Annotated in this window: 1 protein-coding gene; it reads right to left on the bottom strand. The window is 27.0% G+C overall.

Features of this window, described 5'->3' with window-relative positions; translation table 11 throughout:
• Positions 1-355 (bottom strand): hypothetical protein (locus tag FDX22_RS21840; RefSeq protein ID WP_222592552.1); only part of this gene is annotated, 355 nt, incomplete at both ends.

Raw genomic sequence — 355 nt, 5'->3', positions numbered from 1 at the left:
TCACATTCTTTAAGTTTGCGTTCGATTTCATTAGCTGTTACAATCGCTTCTTCTAATGATTGAGTTCTAATAATATTTTTAGAAACTTGTTCTTGTTTAAGACGAAGTTTTTCTATTTCATCCGTTGTTTTGGGTTGTTCGTTATTTAATTTTTCTCTTATAGCGTCATCTTTTTTGCCATAAGTTTTTCTATAAATGATTTTTTCATATTCATCAGATGCCATTTTATTTGTTTTTGTGTTAAAGTTTTTCATATTTTTTCCATATTTTCTTCTAGCCCAACTTGCCAGTGATTTTTGATTAATGTTGTTTAAATATCTTTCGAAAGAATAAACTGTATGAAACTTTTGTTCAT

Source organism: Citrobacter sp. TBCS-14 (assembly GCF_005280805.1).
GTDB classification, from domain to species: Bacteria; Pseudomonadota; Gammaproteobacteria; order Enterobacterales; family Enterobacteriaceae; genus Citrobacter; species Citrobacter gillenii.
This window is presented reverse-complemented; position numbering and strand designations above follow the sequence as displayed.